Genomic DNA, 553 nt, shown 5'->3' with positions numbered 1-553 from the left:
GAGCAGCAGCAGTCGGCACAGCAGCGCCGTGCCCGGCTTGGTGTCCAGAACGTCCCGCAGCAGGCCGAGGTCGAACGCGGCGCCGATCCCCCTGCCGCTGCTGGTGTACGGGCCGCGCAGCAGCAACAGCGCGACGGTGGCGCCGAACAGCGTCCCCCAGCCGGTCGCCGCCACCCGCCGCACGCCACGGTTGGCGTGGCAGTGACCGGCGAACACGCACCCGCCCACCAGCAGCACGAACCCGCCGTACGCCGCGTACCGGGCGATGCCGTACAGCGCCGAGACCGTCTCGTCGGGCTCCGCGCTCGGCAGCACGACGGAGGTCTTGGAGGGCGCGCCGATGGAGAAGGTGAACGCGCCGCCCACCGGGTGGCTGTCCTCCGAGACCGCCTGCCAGGCCACCGTGAACGTGCCCTCGGGCAGCCCGGAGCGCAGCCCCACGGTGGCCGTGGACGACTTGCCGGCCACGTGCGCCGGCTTGCCGTCGTCCACCCGCTTTCCCCGCGGGTCGAGCACCCGCACCGAGTCGTCCGAGAGCAGCACGCCCTCCGAG

The 553-nt window shown here is 74.1% G+C and carries 1 protein-coding gene; it reads right to left on the bottom strand.

Features of this window, described 5'->3' with window-relative positions:
• On the bottom strand, positions 1-553 hold a 553-nt coding region (locus tag KUM32_RS32755), incomplete at both ends, for a copper resistance CopC family protein (RefSeq protein WP_217145574.1).

This window comes from Streptomyces sp. AC627_RSS907 (genome assembly GCF_019049165.1).
This window is presented reverse-complemented; position numbering and strand designations above follow the sequence as displayed.